This window comes from Bradyrhizobium guangdongense (assembly GCF_004114975.1).
GTDB lineage: Bacteria > Pseudomonadota > Alphaproteobacteria > Rhizobiales > Xanthobacteraceae > Bradyrhizobium > Bradyrhizobium guangdongense.
On sequence record NZ_CP030051.1, the window covers coordinates 3724241 to 3738213 of the forward strand.

At 64.7% G+C, this 13973-nt stretch carries 10 protein-coding genes; 4 read left to right on the forward strand and 6 right to left on the reverse strand.

Annotated features, from left to right (window positions below; translation table 11 throughout):
* Window positions 1-99: 99 nt before the first annotated feature.
* Window positions 100-3870, reverse strand: coding sequence for a vitamin B12-dependent ribonucleotide reductase (locus X265_RS17815; protein ID WP_128965982.1), 3771 nt, complete (start codon window positions 3868-3870; stop codon window positions 100-102).
* Window positions 3871-4636: 766 nt separating this feature from the next.
* Here X265_RS17815 and X265_RS17820 point away from each other — a divergent pair.
* Window positions 4637-5533, forward strand: coding sequence for a DMT family transporter (locus X265_RS17820; RefSeq protein ID WP_128965983.1), 897 nt, complete (start codon window positions 4637-4639; stop codon window positions 5531-5533).
* Here X265_RS17820 and X265_RS17825 read toward each other — a convergent pair.
* From X265_RS17825 to X265_RS17835, 3 genes are all read right to left on the reverse strand, one after another.
* Window positions 5499-7775 (reverse strand): CHASE3 domain-containing protein, encoded by a 2277-nt coding sequence (locus X265_RS17825; RefSeq protein ID WP_128965984.1) that lies wholly within the window; start codon window positions 7773-7775, stop codon window positions 5499-5501. The two genes, X265_RS17820 and X265_RS17825, sit on opposite strands and share 35 nt — an antisense overlap.
* Window positions 7772-8191, reverse strand: coding sequence for a response regulator (locus X265_RS17830; RefSeq protein WP_128965985.1), 420 nt, complete (start codon window positions 8189-8191; stop codon window positions 7772-7774). Before X265_RS17830 ends, X265_RS17825 begins: the two co-directional genes overlap by 4 nt.
* 338 nt (window positions 8192-8529) lie before the next feature.
* Window positions 8530-9144: a BA14K family protein gene (locus X265_RS17835; protein ID WP_128965986.1), complete on the reverse strand. Its 615-nt coding sequence runs from the start codon at window positions 9142-9144 to the stop codon at window positions 8530-8532.
* A 249-nt stretch (window positions 9145-9393) separates the two neighbouring features.
* On the opposite strand from X265_RS17835, the gene X265_RS17840 reads away from it, so the two are divergent.
* A complete protein-coding gene (locus tag X265_RS17840; RefSeq protein WP_128965987.1) occupies window positions 9394-9801 on the forward strand; it encodes an NADH:ubiquinone oxidoreductase subunit NDUFA12 in 408 nt (135 codons plus the stop codon).
* Window positions 9802-10315: 514 nt separating this feature from the next.
* Here the strand turns inward: X265_RS17840 and X265_RS17845 are convergent.
* On the reverse strand, window positions 10316-11002 hold the full coding sequence (locus X265_RS17845; RefSeq protein WP_128965988.1) for a DJ-1/PfpI family protein: 687 nt from the start codon (window positions 11000-11002) through the stop codon (window positions 10316-10318).
* Between the two features lie 91 nt (window positions 11003-11093).
* On the opposite strand from X265_RS17845, the gene X265_RS17850 reads away from it, so the two are divergent.
* Complete coding sequence (locus tag X265_RS17850; protein WP_128965989.1) at window positions 11094-12032, forward strand: GlxA family transcriptional regulator; 939 nt, start codon at window positions 11094-11096, stop codon at window positions 12030-12032.
* A gap of 15 nt (window positions 12033-12047) precedes the next feature.
* On the opposite strand, the gene bla is transcribed toward X265_RS17850, so the two are convergent.
* Entirely contained in the window at window positions 12048-12776 is a 729-nt protein-coding gene (bla, locus tag X265_RS17855; protein WP_347339903.1) for a class A beta-lactamase, read from the reverse strand.
* A 257-nt stretch (window positions 12777-13033) separates the two neighbouring features.
* On the opposite strand from bla, the gene X265_RS17860 reads away from it, so the two are divergent.
* Window positions 13034-13936 carry a LysR family transcriptional regulator gene (locus X265_RS17860; RefSeq protein ID WP_128965991.1) on the forward strand — a complete coding sequence of 301 codons (903 nt, stop codon included), beginning with the start codon at window positions 13034-13036 and terminating at the stop codon, window positions 13934-13936.
* The last annotated feature ends 37 nt before the right edge of the window (window positions 13937-13973 follow it).

Sequence of the window (13973 nt, forward strand, 5' to 3'; positions counted from 1 at the left end):
GGAATGGCTCTGGCCGTCCATCTGGCGTGCTCCTGCAAAAGAGCCCGCACTTGGTGAGTGCGGGCTCTTGATGATGCCATTACTCTCGTAGGGTGGCTCTCACGAACACCCCGTCGTGCTTCCACACGTATCGCACTTCATGCAGGTGCCATTCCGCACCAGCGTGAAGTTGCCGCACTCGCTGCACATCTCACCCTCGTAGCCCTTGGCCTTGGCTTCGGCGCGGCGCTCGGCCTTGCTGGGGGCGGCAACCGCGGCGCTGCCGGCCTTGCTCCACTGCAGCGCCTCGAGCTTCTCGGTCGGCGAGAGGTCGTGCTGGGCTTCCTGCTTCAGGGCGACGGCGCCCTCCAGGGCGTCGCCGACGCGGGCACTGGCGCCGTGGGAGGCGAGCGCGGTGACCTTGCTGCCGCCTGATGGCGCGCTGTCGTTACCTTGGGCAACCGCGGTCGTGCCGCCGCGCATCACGACGAGGTTGTCCGTCCGCGAGCGGGTGAGGCCGCGCGAGACCAGCTTGGTCGCGTGGTGGCTCGGCTCGTCGTCCGGCTCCTTGCCTTCCTCGACGCCCTTGCCGAGCGCATCAAAACCCGTCTCGTTGGGATCGACATGGGCGAGGTCGAAGCGGGAGAGGTAGCTCACCGCCAGCTCGCGGAAGACGTAGTCGAGGATCGAGGTCGCGTATTTGATGCTGTCGTTGCCCTGCACGGGGCCCGCCGGCTCGAAGCGGGTGAAGGTGAAGGCGTCGACATATTCGTCCAGCGGCACGCCGTATTGCAGGCCGAGCGACACCGCGATGGCGAAGTTGTTGATGAAGGAGCGCAGCGCCGCGCCTTCCTTGTGCATGTCGATGAAGATCTCGCCGAGACGGCCGTCGTCATATTCGCCGGTCCGCAAGTACACCTTGTGGCCGCCGACGACCGCCTTCTGGGTGTAGCCCTTGCGGCGATCCGGCATCTTCTCGCGCTCGCGCATCACGATGATGCGCTCGACCAGCTTCTCGACGATCTTCTCCGAGACCTGGGCGGCGCGCGCCGCCATCGGCTTCTCGTAGAGATGGTCGACCGCATCGTCCTCGTCCTCATCGTCGCTGATGAGCTGCGAGTTGAGCGGCTGGCTGAGCTTCGAGCCGTCGCGATAGAGCGCGTTGGCTTTCAATGCGAGCTTCCACGACAGCATGTAGGCGGACTTGCAGTCCTCCACCGTGGCGTCGTTCGGCATGTTGATGGTCTTGGAGATCGCACCCGAGATGAAGGGCTGCGCCGCCGCCATCATGCGGATGTGGCTCTCGACCGACAGATAGCGCTTGCCGATCTTGCCGCAGGGATTGGCGCAGTCGAACACCGGATAGTGCTCGGCCTTGAGGTGCGGGGCACCTTCCACCGTCATCGCGCCGCAGATGTGGACGTTGGCCGCCTCGATCTCGCGCTTGGTGAAGCCGACGGCCTGGAGCAGGTCGAAGCCGGGGGCTGCGATCGCTTCGGCGCCGATGCCGAGCTGGTCGCGGATGAAGTCTTCGCCGAAGGTCCACTTGTTGAAGGCGAACTTGATGTCGAAGGCGGTCGGCAGGGCCTTCTCGACCTTGGCGATGGCTTCATCGGTGAAGCCTTTTGCCTTGAGGGTCGAGGCGTTGATGCCGGGCGCGTTGGACAGCGAGCCGTGGCCGACGGCGTAGGCCTCGATCTCGGCGATCTCGCTCTCGCGATAGCCGAGCGCGCGCAGCGCCGCGGGCACCGCACGGTTGATGATCTTGAAGTAGCCGCCGCCGGCGAGCTTCTTGAACTTCACCAGCGCGAAGTCGGGCTCGATGCCGGTGGTGTCGCAATCCATGACGAGGCCGATCGTGCCTGTGGGCGCGATCACCGTGGTCTGGGCGTTGCGATAGCCGTGCTTCTCGCCGAGCTCGAGCGCGGCGTCCCACGCCAGCTTGGCACGCTCGACGATGTCGGCCTGCGGGCAGGAGGCGTGGTCGAGCGGCACCGGGTTGACGGAGAGCGCCTCGTAGCCGCCAGGCTCGCCATGCGCGGCGCGGCGATGGTTGCGGATGACGCGCAGCATGTGCTGGGCGTTCTTCTTGTAGCCGGGGAAGGTGCCGAGCTCGGCCGCGATCTCGGCCGAGGTCTTGTAGGTGATGCCGGTCATGACAGCGGTCAGCGCGCCGCAGAGCGCACGGCCTTCCTTGCTGTCATAGGACAGGCCCATGGTCATCAGGAGGCCGCCGATATTGGCGTAGCCGAGGCCGAGCGTGCGGAACTCGTAGGAGAGCTCGGCGATCGCGCGGGACGGGAACTGCGCCATCATCACGGAGATTTCGAGCACGATGGTCCAGAGCTGGCAGAGGTGCTCATAGCCCCTGACGTCGAACTGCTTGGTCTCGGTGTTGTAGAAGGTCAGCAGGTTGGCGGAGGCGAGGTTGCACGCCGTGTCGTCCAGGAACATGTATTCCGAGCACGGATTGGACGCGCGGATGTCGCCGGAGGCCTTGCAGGTGTGCCAGTCATTCATGGTGGTGTTGAAATGCAGGCCCGGGTCGGCCGACGCCCAGGCGGCGTAGCCAATTTTTTCCCAGAGGTCGCGCGCCTTCAGCGTCTTCGTCACCTTCTTCGAGGTGCGGGCGTTCAGATTCCAGTCGCCGTCGGTCTCGACGGCGCGGAGGAAGTCGTCCTTCAACGAGACCGAGTTGTTGGAGTTCTGGCCCGAGACCGTGAGATAGGCTTCGCTATCCCAGTCGGTATCGTAGGTGTCGAACTGGATGTCCTTGTAGCCCTGCTTGGCGAACTGGATCACGCGCTTGATGTAGTTGTCAGGCACGAGGCTGCGGCGCGCGAGCTTGATCTCGCGGCGGAGCGCTGGGTTCTTCTCGGGGTCGAAGCAATCGTCGCCCGAGCCTTCGCAGTTGACGCAGGCCTTCAGCACCGCCTTGAGGTGCTTCTGGTTGATCTTGGAGCCGGTGACGAGAGCGGCGACCTTCTGCTCCTCCTTCACCTTCCAGTCGATGTAGGTCTCGATATCGGGGTGATCGACGTCGACCACGACCATCTTGGCGGCGCGGCGCGTGGTGCCGCCGCTCTTGATGGCGCCGGCGGCGCGGTCGCCGATCTTGAGGAAGCTCATCAGGCCGGACGAGCGGCCGCCGCCCGACAGCTTTTCGCCTTCGCCGCGCAGGCGCGAGAAGTTGGAGCCGGTGCCGGAGCCGTATTTGAACAGGCGGGCTTCGCGGACCCAGAGGTCCATGATGCCGCCTTCGTTGACGAGGTCGTCACCGACGCCCTGGATGAAGCAGGCGTGCGGCTGCGGATGCTCGTAGGCGGACTTCGACTTGGTCAGCTTGCCGGTGAACGGGTCGACGTAATAGTGGCCCTGGCCGGGGCCGTCGATGCCATAGGCCCAGTGCAGGCCGGTGTTGAACCATTGCGGCGAGTTCGGCGCGACCATCTGCATGGCGAGCATGTAGCGGAGCTCGTCATAGAAGGCCTGGGCGTCTTCGTCCGACGTGAAGTAGCCGCCCTTCCAGCCCCAATAGGTCCAGCAGCCGGCGAGACGGTCGAACACCTGCTTGGAGGAGAGCTCGCTGACATAGCGCTCTTTCTCGGGCAGCTGGCTGAGCGCCTCGGTGTCGGGCACGGAGCGCCACAGGAAGGAGGGGACGGATTCCTCCTCGACCTTCTTCAGGCGCGCGGCAACGCCGGCCTTGCGGAAATACTTCTGGGCGAGCACGTCGGAGGCGACCTGCGACCATTCGGCCGGGACCTCGACGCCGTCCATTTTGAACACGACCGAGCCGTCGGGATTCCTGATCTCCGACGTGGTCAGGCGGAATTCGATTCCCGCATAAGGTGACTGTCCCGAAGTGGTGTGGCGCCGCTCAATCCGCATGGTCTTGCCCCGTCCTTATCTTTGACCGGACTGCCTCCGTTCAGGCATCCGGGTCGTCATTGCATTTCGCGTTTCCCACCCAGGCCCTCATCAGGCCCCTGGGCACCGCAGTTCAGCCGGTGGATCCGGCCCAGTTTCTCCCGACGTGATCCATCGATGCGCGCACCGATCATCCGCCGGCATGCCCCTGGCACCATCCGCCCCCAAGGGGATGAGCCCGACATGCGTTCAACGCCCCACTGTCACAACGCCTAGCGATGCCATCCGAGCCTGTTGCCGGCCCGTTCTGGCGCCCGAAAAGTCCGCTTATCGCGGGCAGACAAGCCCTTATTCCGCTACCTCGGTCGGTTGGCGGAGTTAAGATTTGCGAGACCCTTTGGGGGAGTGCCGGCGGGACGCAAACTCACTCGCGCCGAACGGATCGAAAGCTAGGACTCTCCAAAGCGCCCGTCAAGAACTAGTGCGAGTTCCTGAATCAAATACTAAATATGGTGGATTGCGGGGGATAACAGGGGGCAAGCCCACACCTGTTGTGGAGGCAAGTATCAGTGAGTCCTCAGGGATTCCCAACCGAAAAAATTTGCATCCCGTGGGGATGGCGACCCTTCATCCCGCTGTTCACAGGGCAGGTATATTTTTCGGGACCGGGATTGCGTCAGGCAGACTCACGTAGTGGTACGGAAGGTGAGGGCAGGCATGCCTGCCGAGGTGGTGGTCGTATCGGCGAATCCGCGCCAAGCTGACCCCGATTTTGCCGGATACCCCCATGCTTGATTCGACCAGGCCGGTGCAGCGCCCGCGCATCGCCCCGGCCGGCCTGATGTTCCTCGCGATCACCTCGATCGGGTGGGGCTTCAACTGGCCGGTGACGAAATTCCTCCTCGGCGAGCTGCCGCCGCTCACCCTTCGCGGCGTCACCGGCGTGCTCGGGGCCGTGCTGCTGGCCGCGCTCGCGCTGCTGCGCGGCGACAGCCTGAAAATCCCCGACGCGATCTGGCCGCGGCTGATCACGGCCGCCGTGCTCAACGTCACCGGCTGGATGGTGCTGATGGGGCTGGCGCTGCTCTGGCTGCCGGCGAGCGAGGCGGCGTTGATCGCCTACACCATGCCGGTGTGGGCCTCGATCATCGCCTGGCCTGTTCTGGGGGAGCGGCCGACCGTGCTGCGCACGCTGGGTCTGGTGATGGCCTTTGCCGGTCTTGCCTCGATCATGGGCGGCAACGGCATTGCCGCCAGTGCCGAGAAGCTGCCCGGGATCATCATGGCGCTGTGCGGCGCGCTGGGCTTTGCGATCGGCACGGTATTCTCGAAGAAGTACCCGATCCATCTGCCGCCGATCACCGCCGCAGCCTGGCAGATCGGGATCGGCTGCCTGCCGATCTCGATCATCGGCCTCCTCGTCGAGACCTCGCATCTGGACAAGGTGACGCCAACAGGCTGGTGGCTGCTGGTCTATTCGACCGTGGTGCAGTTCTGCATCGCCTATGTCAGCTGGTTCGCCGCGCTCGCCCGGCTGCCGGCCTCGGTCGCGGCGATCGGCACCATGGCGGTGCCTGTGATCGGTGTCGTGGCGTCCGCGATCGCGCTGCACGAGCCGCTCGGGCCAGGCCAGATCGCCGCGCTGATCTTCACGTTGGCGGCGGTGGTGCTGGCGACGCGGTAGCCCCGCCGCCCAGCGCCTTCCTGATCATCTCGGCGAGCTGGTTGCGGCGGTAGGGCTTGGTCAGCAGCATCACGCCGTCGTCGAGCTTGCCGTGATGGACGATGGCGTTGTCGGTGTAGCCGGAGGTGTAGAGCACCTTGACCCCCGGCCGACGCTTGGCGATCTCGTCGGCGAGCTCGCGCCCGCTCATGCCGCCGGGGATGACGATGTCGGTGAAGAGCAGGTCGAAGGCCTGGCCGGCGTCGATCAATTCGAGTGCAGCCTTGCTGTCGGCGGCAGCGACGGTCTTGTAGCCGAGACTCTGGAGCTGCGCGGTGACGAAGTTGCGCACCAGCGCATCGTCCTCGACGATGAAAATGGTTTCGGCCCCGCCTTCGGCCTGGGGCGCCGCGGACGCCGTGGCCACGCCGGCGCCTTCGCCCGGCGGCAGATAGAGCTTGATCGTGGTGCCGTGGCCTTCCTCGCTGTAGATCTTGATGTGGCCGCCGGATTGCTTGACGAAGCCGTAGACCATGGAGAGGCCGAGACCGGAGCCCTTGCCGACCTCCTTGGTGGTGAAGAACGGCTCGAACGCCTTCTCCTGGACGCTCTGCTCCATGCCGGTGCCGGTATCGCTGACAGCGAGCATCACGTAGGGACCGGGCCGCACGTCGACATTGGCCTGCGCGTAGGCCTCGTCGAGCACGACCCGGTGAGTCTCGAGCAGGAGCTTGCCGCCGTTCGGCATCGCATCGCGGGCGTTGATCGCCATGTTGAGCACGGCATTGGCGAGGCGGGATGGATCGATATGCGCGGTCATCGGTCCCTGTTCCAGGACCGTCTCGATCTGGATCTGCTCGCCGAGGGTGGGACGCAGGAGCTTTGCGATGTCGGCGATGGCGGCGTTGATCTCGACGTCGTGCGGCTGCAGCGGCTGTTTTCGCGCGAAGGCGAGCAGGTGCTGAATCAATTCCGCACAGCGTTCGGCGGCATCGTCGATCAGGCGCGCCGTGCGCTGCAGCTCGGGCTGCTCCTTCAGGCTCGCCACCAGCGTCTCGGTGTTGCCCGAGATCACCGTCAGCATGTTGTTGAAGTCGTGCGCGACGCCGCCGGTCAGCTTGCCGATCGCATCGAGCTTCTGCGACTGCTGCAGCTGGCGCTCGGTTTCGCGCGAGGCGGTGGCATCGTGATAGACCAGCACGGCACCGGAGATGTTGCCTTGCCCGTCGCGCATCGGCCGGCCGCTGACCATCAGATGGCGCACGTCGTTGCCGCTGTGCGGGCGGACGATCATCTCCAGGTCCTCGAACTCATCGCCGCGCAGCACCCTGACGGATGGCAGCTCGTCGGCCTTGAGCGGCGTGACGCCGTCGCCGTGGAAGACGTCGGACAGCGCGCTGAGATTGCGCAGGTTCATGCCGGCGCGGTGCAGCAGCATGCGCTCCGCAGCCGGATTGGACAGCAGGACGTTGCCGTCGTCGTCGATCACCAGCACCGCTTCGGCCATGCTGCGGAACGTGCTCTGGAGCACGTTGATCGAAAGCCGCAGCTCGTCATGGGCGGCAACGAGATGCTCGGTGCGTTCAGCGACGGCGGCTTCCAGGGCTTTCTTGGCAGCCCGCGTCTCGTGCAGCGAACTCGTGAGTGCGACCTGGGCGCGCTGGCTTTCGCGCATCAACATCACGACCAGCAGCAGGATCACCAGGGCACCGACCACATCGATGCCGAGCAGCACGATGCCTGTCCGGCGGGAGTCCGATGTCCGCGCAGCCAGCAGGCTCTGCTCTTCCGCGGCCAGACGATCGAGATTGACCATCACCGTGTCCATCAGGCCGCGGCCTTCGGCCTTGCCCTGGAGCGCGGTGATGCCGGCCGGGTCTTTCTCGGCGCTTAGCCGCATCGCTTCGGCCGCGATCTCGATCCGGCGCATCGCCAGGGGTTCTGTGCCCTCCATGAGCGCAATCTGATCGGGGTTGTCGCGAACGGATCGCTTGAGATCGGCGAGCGCGGGCGCAAGCTCGGCGCGGGCCGTCTGGAACTCGTCGGTGAAGTTCGGGCTGCGATAGAGCTCGAACCCGCGCGCGGCGCTTTCGGCGCGGCGCATCAGAACGCGCAGATCCGAGATCTTCTTCAGCACTTCGACCGTGTGATTGACCCAGGCCGTATCCGACCGCGACTTGACATCGAGGCCGATCGAGGCGGCGGTGATGATCAGGAGGATTGCAAGTCCAGCACCGAGAATGACGCGCTGCGAGGGGATCAAGGGGCCTCTTTCTTGTCCTTCTCTGCGCTCTCGCCGGAACCGGCGAGGCATTCCCGGATCGTCGTCAACAATGCCTCGGGCGTGAACGGCTTGCGCAGGCAGCGCGTCGCGCCGAGCTCGAGTGCCATGCGAAGGAAGTCGGGAGAGGGCGAGGCGGCTGAGGCGAAGGCGTAACCCGACATGGCGATCAGCGGAATCGCCGGCGCGCGCTCGTGAAAGATGCGGATGGATTCGAAGCCGCGCATATGCGGCATGAAGATATCAACCAGCATCACGTCGAAAGTCTGCGCTTCAAGCGCAGCAAGCCCCGCTTCGCCGCCGTCAGTCAACGTGACGTCAAAGCCCTGACGCTGGAGGAGGACCTCGATAGTCGCGCCGACCATCGGATCGTCGTCTACCACGAGGATGCGCGGCATGACATTTCCCAGTAAATCGAAGTCCCCACAGTAGTTGGTGATATAGGCGAATCGTGTGCCGGGTCAATTTTGGATTGGGCCGGAAGAGATATGCACGGCGCAATGCATAGCGACCCTGTGAGTTCCGAACGTCAGGGGCGGAGACGGGGCGGTGATTTCCTCCGGGTTTCAATGACAGGTTGAGGCAAATCCGTGCGACCTACGAAATCCTCGCCGGGCCGTGCACGACCGGCGAGGAAGGCCATTCCCGTCCGACACCGACAGCAAACCCGAGGCAGCCAAATGAAAGGCGGCGCCCCTGGTCGGGCGCCGCCCAAGAAGATGGTCTTCAGGCCACGTTACGGGCAGGGATGGCGCAAGCCGTCATAGCCGAGATAGGTGCCGGACGCCGGGTCGTAGGACCGGTAGCGCTGGGCACAATAGGCCGACGAATCGCCGCCAGAGTCGGGCACCACGGCGACGGCTGCACCATCGTCGTAATAGCCGTCGTCATAGTAGGAATCGTCGTAGTACGGACCGCCGTAATAGGCATAGGAGCCGAGCCCGCCGATCGCGGCGCCCGCCGCGAATCCCGGCCAGAATCCGCCATGGTGATGGTGGTGCCAGCCGCCGTGCCAATTGCCGCCGTTCCAGGTGCCTGATGAGGCGGTCGAGAAGCTGCGGGTGCCGGGGCCGAAGGTTGGCGAGCTGCTGCCCAAGGTGCGCGTGCCGCTAAAGGTCGGTGCCGTGCCACCGGGGCGCATGGCTGCGCTGGAGGTGAAACTGCCGCCGCCCATGCGGGCGCCACCAAAGCTGCCGCCGCCGAAGTGGGCACCGCCTCCGCCGCCACCGCCGAAGTGGGCTCCGCCGCCACCGCCGGCATGGCCGGCGCCAGGCTGGGCAAAGCTCGGCGTCGCCATGGGCAGAGCCAATGCGAGTGCTGCAGCCGTGCTCAAAATTTTCAGACTTGTCATGATCAAACTCCTTTCCCGCGAGCCAACCCCAGGATGATGCGGTGGTTCCTGGGATCACGCCGGTTTGCGCATGAGGTGCAGACTTCCTCACCGACGCTGTACCCGTCATGAATGGATCACGTCGGATTTGGGGCGGCAGCTTCACATGCCCTTGGATCGTCGTTCGGGCGGGGTACCACCGCGCCCGCCGAACTGGACATTTGGCCGTCCGGATGGCATCAGGACCCCACGAAGCAGGGCCCTTGCCGCATGAAACAATTCTTCCTGAAGCTCTTCACCTGGTGGAATGGCCAGACCTTTGGCACCCAACTCTGGACCTCCAGGTTCGGCGAGTTGGTCGGCCAGGACGAGCAGGGCAACCGCTACTACCGCACCGCCGGCGGCAAGATCGACCCGACGCTCGGTTTCGAGCGGCGCTGGGTGATCTATAACGGCTATGCGGAAGCCAGCCGCATTCCGCCGGCCTGGCATGGCTGGATCCACCACGTCGTCGACGTGCCGCCGACCGAGCTCAACTATCAGCCGCGCGAATGGGAGAAGCCGCACCAGCCCAACCTCACCGGCACGGCGAAGGCCTACAGGCCCTCCGGCTCGACGCTCGCCAGCGGCAAGCGGCCGAAGGCGACCGGCGACTACCAGCCCTGGACGCCGGGTTAGTCGCGCACTTCGATCACCGGATTGGATGCATACGCATCTGCATCACGTCGCTGTGGACAACTGGAACAGCGGGGATGCCGGCTGCGTGGACGTTGCGCTTGCGCCAGCGATGCGGCTCAATGAACCCATCTTACGGAGATGGGAGACCATCGCGTTCGGTTCGGGCAACAGTTCGCGACTGTCCCGAAATGCAGCGGCTGCCGAGGAAGGACACTCGATCGGGAGATAGGCCCCCGGTCTGGAGCTCCGAAATCGCCCGATGAGAATGTGCGCCGCCGTGAGACAGGAAAGGCCGCTCGGGAAACCGAGCGGCCTTTTTCTGTTGGAGGCTTGATGAGCCGGAGGCTCCGTCATTGCGAGGAGCCCTTGCGACGAAGCAATCCAGAAATGTATCCGTGGAAAGATTCCTGGATTGCTTCGCTGCGCTCGCAATGACGCGCTGGATGGGGTTGTGCACCGAACTTCTGGCTCGTGTCTCGCACCCTGCAGCGCGTCCGGGACACGAGCGCCGCGTTTACATCACCCGCTCGGCCGCCAGCTTGGCGGCATCCAGGCGCCGGGCCTGCGATGGTGCGACCCGCTCTTTCATGAGCGCGAGCACCTCGGCTGGGGCGGTCTCCGGCGAGCCGGCATTGAAGGGCGGCGCGGGATTGTATTCGAGGCGGAGCTGAATGGCCTCTGCTGTGGTGCGATCGACCAGCAGCGAGACCAGCGTAAGTGCGAAATCGATTCCCGCGGTGACGCCGCCGCCGGTCACACGGTTGCGATCGATGCAGACGCGCGTCTTCGTCGGCGTCGCCCCGAACAGCGGCAGCATCTCCATCGCGCTCCAATGGGTGGCGGCATTGTAGCCCTTCAACAGCCCCGCCGCCCCCAGCACCAGCGATCCCGTGCAGACGGACGTGATGAACTTGGCGCCAGCAGCCTGCTTGCGCACGAAGTCGAGAGTCTCCTCATCGTTGAGGAGGGCATCGGTGCCGAAGCCGCCGGGAATGCAGATCACATCCAGCTGAGGGCAATCGGTAAAGGTCACGGTCGGCGTCAGCATCAGGACGGAATCGCTCGGCACCGGTTCCAGCGTCTTCCAAATCAGGTGCACCGTCGCGCCCGGGACGGATGAAAACACCTGCAGCGGCCCAGTGAAGTCGAGTTGGGTGACGCGCGGGAACACCAAAAGTCCGATCTGGAGCGATGCCGGCATGAGAGCCTCCGATGAAGAGCTTGACGGACGCAAGATGGCATGATGGCATCCTGTCCAAAATGGCGTATTTCCCTCACTTTCGGACATGAGCATGATCGGCATCCTGATCTTCCCCGATTTCCAGTTGCTCGATGCGGCGGGCCCGATCTCGGTGTTCGAGATCGCCGCACGCGCCAGCGGCAAGCCGCTTGCGCTGCGGGTGCTGGCATTGAACGCGGGCGCCGTGCCCTCGTCGTCGGGCGTCGAGATGATGGCGCGCGATTTCAAATCGGCGAACGCGATCACGACGCTGGTCGTGGCGGGCGGCGCGGGCGTATCGGCATCGGCGAGCTGTCCTGCAACGCTCGCCTTCGTGCAGCGGCTGGCGAGGCGCGGCGTGCGGATCGCCAGCGTCTGCTCGGGCGCCTATGTGCTTGCGGAGGCCGGCCTGCTCGATGGCCGCCGCGCCACCACGCATTGGGGCCGGACGCGCGATTTTGTCGCGCGCTATCCGCAGATCAAGTTCGAGCCGGACCAGATCTTCACCCGCGACGGCAATGTCTGGACGTCGGCCGGGATCAGTGCCGGCATCGACCTCGCGCTCGCGATGGTCACCGAGGACCATGGCGAGGAGATCGCGCAGGCGACCGCGCGCCAGCTCGTGCTCTACCACCGCCGCAGCGGCGGTCAGTCGCAGTTCTCGTCGTTGCTGGAATTGAAGACGCCGAACGGCCGCTTCGGTGCGCTGCTGTCATGGGCGCGGGAGAATCTCGACGCACGGCTGACGGTGGAAGACCTCGCCGATCGCGCCGGCATGAGCGCGCGGCACTTTGCCCGCGCCTTCGCCGCCGAGACCGGCACGACGCCGTCAAAGGCGATCGAGCGATTGCGGATCGAAGTTGCCCGCGAGCGCGTGCAGTCATCTCGGGAAGCCATCGAGCTCGTCGCCGAAACCACCGGCTTCGGCGACCCCGAGCGCATGCGCCGCGCCTTCATCCGCGCCTTCGGCCAACCGCCGCAGGCGCTGCGGCGCGCGGCAAGGGCGGGGTAGGACGAGCTACGGTTGTTAGGAGAACGCCTTGCCGACTTCCCGACCGACCGATGCGATCACATCATTTCGTCCATTCGGGTCGAGCGTTGCGCCGGTGAGGTAGACCGCGATGATGAGCGGCGAGCGCTCGCGCGGCCATACGATGGCGACGTCGTTGCAGGTTCCATGCTCACCTGCGCCGGTCTTGTCGCCGACACGCCAGCCTTGCGGCAGGCCGGCGCGCAAACGCGTATCCCCGGTCTTGTTGGCAATGAGCCATTTGCCGAGTTGATCGCGCCCTTCCGGGGGCAGGACGTCGCCGAGCAGCAAGCGCCGATAATTGGCGGCCATCGCATTCGGGGTCGTCGTGTCGCGGGGATCGTCCGGCGTGGCTTCGTTCAGCTCGGTTTCGGTCCGGTCCAATCTGGTGATGTCGTCGCCAAGGCTCCGCGCGAAGCTGGTCAAGCCGGCCGGACCGCCGATGTTTTTCAGAAGCGCGTTACCGGCGGTGTTGTCGCTCATGGTGATGGCGGCATCGCAAAGCTCGCGAAGCGTCATTCCGTCGCCGCCGACATGCTTGCTCGTGACGGGCGAGGAGGCGACGAGATCGGCCTGCTCGATACGAACGCGCCGTTCAAGGCCTTCCAACTTGCTGCCTACGTCTTTGAGGATTGCTGCCGCCGCAAGCACCTTGAATGTGCTACACATGGGAAAGCGTTCGTCTCCCTTGTGATGGATCGGAATGCCCGTCGTCGTGTCGAGCACGGAGACGCCCAGCCGGCCTCCGCTCTTCGATTCCAACTGTTTGAGGGCTTCAATGAGCGGTGCAGTTCCGCCCGAGGCAGCACGCGAAACGTTCGGCAGGACGAGACTTCCCGCGACCGCAAGTGCAGATGAACCGAATTGACGTCGTGTGAGCATGGAGCACTCCCGTGAATTGCGGGACGGTTTTTGCGTCGCGCTCCGGCAATTGACAAACGATGCTTCGTAAGGCCATCCATAAGTAAAACTTGGATCGGGAAATGGCCCGCCGCCCTGCCAATATTTCGAATCTGCCGCTGAACGCGCTCCGCTCGTTCGAAGCGGCCGCGCGCCATCTCAGCTTCACCAAGGCCGGTCTGGAACTTCGGGTGTCGCAGGCTGCCGTGAGCCAGCAGGTGCGGACTCTGGAAGAGAGTCTGCGCGTCAAGCTCTTCAAGCGGCTGACCCGCGGGCTTGCTCTCACGGAAGAGGGTGAGGCGCTCCAGCCCGTCATATCGAGCGCCTTCAGCCAGATCAATCAGGTCCTGGATCGGTTCGAGAATGGCCGCATGCGCGAGAGTCTGGCCATCGGCGTGGTCGGAACGTTCGCCTCCGGCTGGCTGCTTCCGCGCCTCGGCAGCTTCACCTCGAGCCATCCGCATATCGACGTCAGGATCTTCGCGAACAACAACCGCGTGGATCTCGGCGGCGAAGGATTGGACTACGCCATTCGATTTGGCGACGGCGCGTGGCACGGAACGAGCGCCGAGCCCTTGGTCGAGGCTCACTTCACACCGATGTGCGCGCCCAACGTCGCCAAGCGCCTTAAAGCTCCAATCGATCTCCATAAGGAGGTGCTGTTGCGCTCGTATCGGCCGGGCGAATGGGCGCATTGGTTCGACGAGGTCAAATGCAGGCAACCGCGGATGACGGGCCCGACCTTCGATTCATCGGTTTCCCTGGCGCATGCGGCGGCGCAAGGCGCTGGCGTGGCGCTGCTGCCCGTCGCGTTGTTTGCTGACGATCTGTCGCGCAAGCGGCTGGTTTGCCCCTATGACCGTCAGGTCTTTCTGGGATCCTATTGGCTCACGTCTCTGAAATCAAAACGGCTCTCGCATGCGATGAAAGCGTTTCGCGACTGGATTTTGGAAGAGTGCAAGAAGAAGAGATCGCGTAACGCGTAGCCTGCGTCTGCTCGCCGACGGGTATTGGCGAGGTCCA